The organism is Citrobacter sp. Igbk 14, from assembly GCF_028069825.1.
Classification (GTDB): domain Bacteria; phylum Pseudomonadota; class Gammaproteobacteria; order Enterobacterales; family Enterobacteriaceae; genus Citrobacter.
Window position 1 is genome coordinate 1 of record NZ_JANEWM010000113.1, and the last position, 4,723, is coordinate 4,723.

Sequence of the window (4,723 nt, forward strand, 5' to 3'; positions counted from 1 at the left end):
ATTTATATATTTATGTGTAATCCAGATTCAGGAAAAAGCAAAGCTGGCGAACGGAAAATAGTAAAAAATAAATATGACCGGATGAAAGAAGTGTAGTGCGTGGCAGGCAATTGGGCGGGGAAAAAGAAAACGACCTTTCACAAAAGAGAAAGGTCGTTGAGTTAATGCGTATTATAGGGCAGGGCGCGCGATGACGCTGCGGGTTTCCATCCGCACTTCGGCGATGGTGACGTCAATGACATCGGTAACTTTGTAAACCACTTCACCTTTGATCTGGATCGTTCCACTTTCCTGGTTACACACCAGTTCATCACGAACCGCGTGCAGGAAGGGGGCCGGAATAAAGGCTACCGCGCCGTTATCAATTAAACGTACACGCATACCACCACGGCTGACATCAATAATCTCGGCCGCAAAGCGGGTGTCGGTACCGGCTTTGTCATTCAGAAAACGTGCATACAACCAGTCCCCCACATCACGTTCAGCCATGCGGTTCAGGCGGCGACGTTCAGCCATCTGCAAAGTCGTATCATCCTGCGGGCGGGAAATTGTCTCACCTTTGATGACGGCCTTAAGCAGTCGGTGGTTAATCATGTCGCCATACTTACGGATAGGCGAGGTCCAGGTGGCATAAGCTTCCAGGCCCAGACCAAAATGCGGACCCGGCTCGGTGCTGATCTCAGCGTAAGACTGGAATCGACGAATGCGGCTGTCGAGGAAACCGGATGGCTGAGCATCCAGCTCACGACGCAGTTTACAGAAGCCTTCCAGCGTCAGGACCTCTTCAGCATCAACGTGCATACCATGGGTTTTCAGGAGGGCAGCCAGTGCTTCTGCATTAGCCGGATCGAATCCCATATGCACGTTATAAATACCGAAGCCCAGCTTGTCGCGCAGTACGCGGGCAGCACAAATGTTCGCCGCAATCATGGACTCTTCCACAATGCGGTTCGCGATGCGGCGCGGTTCCGCCACGATATCCAGTACTTCACCTTTTTCACCGAGAACGAAACGGTAATCCGGGCGATCTTTAAATACCAGAGCATGATTATGGCGCCACTCACCACGGCTCAGACAAATGCGGTGCAGCAGGCGGATCTGCTGTGCAATTGCGTCATTCTCCGGCTGCCAGTCACCCGTGCCTTCAAGCCAGTCAGAGACGTTGTCGTAGGCCAGCTTCGCTTTCGATTCAATCGTTGCTGCGAAGAAGGTGATATTGTCTTCGATCGTGCCGTCAGCAGTGATGCTCATGCGGCAGGCCAGAACCGGGCGAATTTCGTTAGCGCGCAGAGAACACAGATCGTCCGAAAGCTCGCGCGGCAACATTGGGATGTTGAACCCCGGCAGGTAGTTGGTAAATGCACGAATTTTTGCAATGTTATCCAGCTTACTGCCTTCAGCAATCCAGGCGGTAGGATCGGCAATCGCGACGGTTAACTGCAATTTACCATCCGTTTGTTCTTCGGCGTAAAGCGCGTCATCCATGTCCTGCGTACTGGCGCTGTCGATGGTGACGAAGTTCAGTGCGGTTAAGTCCTCACGCACCAGGCCCTCATCCAGCATCTCAGTGGCGACACCATCGGGTGCTTCTTTTTCCAGATTATGGCGAGCCAGTGTGACCCACCACGGAACGAAGTGATCGTCAGCGAAGGTAATAAATTGGGTTAACTCGGCGTAGAAGGTGCGGTCGCCTTTTAACGGGTGGCGGCGCATTTCTGCTACAGCCCAGTCACCTTCTTTAAATTCATGTTCAACGCCACGCGCGGCGCGGCAGGGAATCGCATCTTTCAGCAGCGGATGATCCGGCACAATGGACAGGCGGTCATTCTTACCCTGAACTTTGCCCACGAAGCGCGTCAGGAACGGTTCGATCAGTTCTTCCGGCTCGGCAGATTCGCGATCTTTTTCCGTATGGATAACCGCCACAATGCGGTCGCCATGCATCACTTTTTTCATCTGCGGCGGTGGAATGAAATAGCTTTTTTGTGCATCGACTTCCAGGAAGCCAAAGCCTTTTTCCGTGGCTTTTACCACCCCTTCAGCTCGTGGCGTCTGGGAATGTAGTTGCTGTTTAAGCTGCGCTAGCAGCGGGTTGTCCTGAAGCATAATTGTCTATTTTCGTGGCTGAAAGAGCGGCTGACAGTTTTACGCGAATCTGCCAGTCGCAGCAAGCGCTCTTTCAGCAAGTGGATCGGTTAATACGTCTCGCCCAACGCGATCTTCAAACGATTTAGCCATCCGCACAATCCGCTCCAGGCCAGCACGTTAATTGCCTGTTCTGAGGATATACCCTGATCGAGCAATGGGGTAAGCAGTGCGGCGCTAAAGCGATCGGGCGCCCGGGTTAACCATTGTACCGCCTGCAGGGTGACGCGCTCAACCGGATGTCGTTGCTCCCAGCGCTGTATTTGACGCTCATCCTGGCGAAGTACGGTGATAATCTCAGTGAGCTCAGTGGCTGAGAGGGCGTACTCGTTGAAGCAGGATACGCTACCGTTGATCCGCGATGTGAGCAGCGTTGCCAGAGAAAATGTCCGTGATTGCACATCGCTATGTAATGTGCTGATAAAAAGGGCTTCAAATAACGCCAGTTCTTCAGGTGAGTGTTGCAGTAATGGCCTCAGCGTTTGCAATACAGTGGGAGTATGGCTGACATGTGTTTCTGCGCTGGGAAGATGTTTTTCAATCGGCAGGTCGGCGGTGTGCCACTGGGCTTCTTCTGCACTAAAGGGGGATTCCTCGGCAAATTGCTGAACATCGAGGCCAGGAATGCGGCGCACAGGATGGCCAAACCAGGCCTGAAACAACGCAACGACACGGGCCTGAAAGCCGACAAAGCCAACGATTTGATTCATCAGAACACTGTCGCTGGTCGTGAGTCCAACCGCCACCAGATGCTGGCGATCCCGTGAGCCGATGACGGCCGGAGTGCTGGCGAGCTGGCGAGCGTATTGGGTGATTTGTGCCAGTCGATGGTTACTTTCCCTGGATGAATTAGGGCCAGGAAGGGGGGTAAGACGTGCAGCATAATGATTACATAAACGCTGTACGCCACAAACCTGAGCGACGGTTAAGGCGGTACTCATACGCTCGTAGGCGCTGAACGTGTGCATTGAGTCCAGAGCAACATGTACAGGGAAGAGAAGGTGAGCAAGTTTACGGGCAGGTTCTAACCAGGACTGAAAGGGTAAAAGCGCAACGGCAGGTATCGTCAGATCCAGCAAAAATCGGTCCTCGACGTGCGCGGCTTCTGGCACCAACGGCAGAACATCTTGCGGATATGTACTGGATTGTGTCTCATGATACCAGTGGCTTTTGCCTTCAATTCGGCGTTGTTCCATGGGCGTTCCTTGGTCTAAAAAGTGGCGACCCGGATACGTCGTCATAGCTGTACGCCGGATCGTTTGCGCTGCGATATCCTGACGTAAGCGAATGAGGTGATGAAAGATTGTTAAGTGATAATAAATATCAGAAAAGCATATATAGCGACGAGCGAGGGGGAAAGGAGAGGAAAATAATGGGCGACGGAGCGTCGCCCATAGAGGAAGTCTGAAAGATTATTTCAGTTCCAGTTCGTTCATTGCGGCGATGCTGAAGCCGCCGTCAACGTGAACGACTTCACCGGAGATACCGGCGGACAGGTCTGAGCACAGGAATGCCGCAGAGTTGCCCACATCTTCAATGGTAACGGTACGACGAATCGGCGTAACCGCTTCGCAATGTGCCAGCATTTTACGGAAATCTTTGATACCGGAAGCAGCCAGAGTACGGATTGGACCAGCGGAGATTGCGTTCACACGCACGCCTTCAGGACCCATCGCGTTAGCCATATAACGAACGTTGGCTTCCAGAGAGGCTTTCGCCAGACCCATTACGTTGTAGTTCGGGATTGCGCGCTCTGCACCCAGGTAGGACAGCGTCAGCAGTGCAGAACCAGGGTTCAGCATGGAACGGCATGCTTTTGCCATTGCAACAAAGCTGTACGCGCTGATGTCATGAGCAATTTTAAAGCCTTCGCGGGTGACCGCATTCACGTAGTCGCCATCCAACTGGTCAGCAGGTGCGAAACCGATGGAGTGTACGAAACCGTCGAATTTCGGCCAGACTTTGCCCAGTTCAGCGAACATGGTGTCGATGCTGGCGTCTTCAGCCACATCACACTGCAGTACGATGTTGGAACCCAGCTGAGCTGCAAATTCTTCCACGCGGCCTTTCAGTTTGTCGTTCTGGTAGGTGAACGCCAGTTCAGCGCCTTCGCGGTGCATCGCCTGAGCGATACCATAGGCGATGGACAATTTACTGGCAAGACCGGTCACCAGAATGCGCTTACCGGAAAGAAAACCCATAGCTTTAATCCTTATAGTCATTACTTATTTTTTTAGCAATCAATGAGTTATGATTGCAATTTCAAGGTCACTCGAAATTGGTGTGAAATTATATCCCACTCTTTGCCCCTTGTGTCACGATCTTTCTCTGCTATTCACCCGTCGGGGAGCAGCAGTAAACGGCATTTCAGTGGGCAGGGAATTGTTGTCAGCACCCGGTGGCCTGTCACTATTCATTGCACGTGAGGAGTATATCACTCCCCCCTGGTTCTGCCTCATCCAACCAGAGAAGAGCAGGGGGATAAGGTGAAAATACAAGGCGTCAGAGGGTTAAAATGGTATGATCTGACCTCTAGTCGATGTTTTAACGTATATCAATGTAAGAACATTCTTAAAAC

Annotated in this window: 3 protein-coding genes; all 3 read right to left on the reverse strand. The window is 52.2% G+C overall.

What is annotated here, in order from left to right:
• Positions 1–171: 171 nt before the first annotated feature.
• The 3 genes from NNN64_RS22395 to fabI all read right to left on the reverse strand — a co-directional run bounded on the left by NNN64_RS22395 (position 172) and on the right by fabI (position 4,346).
• The gene (locus NNN64_RS22395; RefSeq protein ID WP_271442826.1) at positions 172–2,106 is read right to left on the reverse strand and encodes an exoribonuclease II; all 1,935 of its coding nucleotides are present in this window, start codon (positions 2,104–2,106) and stop codon (positions 172–174) included.
• 89 nt (positions 2,107–2,195) lie between these two features.
• Positions 2,196–3,341, reverse strand: a complete 1,146-nt coding sequence (locus NNN64_RS22400; protein ID WP_271442827.1) for a carboxymuconolactone decarboxylase family protein — start codon at positions 3,339–3,341, stop codon at positions 2,196–2,198.
• Positions 3,342–3,557: 216 nt separating this feature from the next.
• A complete protein-coding gene (gene fabI / locus NNN64_RS22405) occupies positions 3,558–4,346 on the reverse strand; it encodes an enoyl-ACP reductase FabI (RefSeq protein ID WP_005126472.1) in 789 nt (262 codons plus the stop codon).
• Between the last annotated feature and the right edge of the window lie 377 nt (positions 4,347–4,723).

Coding starts and splice junctions, on each gene's coding strand:
- fabI (WP_005126472.1), bottom strand. CDS start 4,346: ATGGGTTTTCTTTCCGGTAAGCGCATTCTGGTGACCGGTCTTGCCAGT.
- NNN64_RS22395 (WP_271442826.1), bottom strand. CDS start 2,106: ATGCTTCAGGACAACCCGCTGCTAGCGCAGCTTAAACAGCAACTACAT.
- NNN64_RS22400 (WP_271442827.1), bottom strand. CDS start 3,341: ATGGAACAACGCCGAATTGAAGGCAAAAGCCACTGGTATCATGAGACA.